Consider the following 404-nt stretch of genomic DNA (forward strand, 5'->3'; position numbering starts at 1 on the left):
CGCGCCGAAGCCAAGGCCGATGCCGCGTTCGAATTCTTCACCAAGCTCGGCGTGCCGTACTACTGCTTCCACGACGTGGATCTGTCGCCGGATGCCGACGACATCGGCGAGTACGAGCGCAACCTCACCCACATGGTCGGCATCGCCAAGCAGCGCCAGGCCGACACCGGCGTCAAGCTGCTGTGGGGCACCGCCAACCTGTTCTCGCACCCGCGTTACATGAACGGCGCATCCACCAATCCGGACTTCAATGTGGTGGCGCGTGCGGCGGTGCAGGTCAAGGCCGCGATCGATGCCACCGTGGAACTGGGCGGCGAGAACTACGTGTTCTGGGGCGGCCGCGAAGGCTACGCCTGCCTGCACAACACCCAGATGAAGCGCGAGCAGGACAACATGGCGCGCTT

1 pseudogene is annotated in these 404 nt (G+C 64.9%); it reads left to right on the forward strand.

The features are described 5' to 3' along the window. Positions 1-404 (forward strand): annotated as a pseudogene (locus tag XaplCFBP3123_RS21115) (xylose isomerase); the annotation flags it as partial.

The organism is Xanthomonas arboricola pv. populi, from assembly GCF_002939945.1.
GTDB classification, from domain to species: Bacteria; Pseudomonadota; Gammaproteobacteria; order Xanthomonadales; family Xanthomonadaceae; genus Xanthomonas; species Xanthomonas arboricola_A.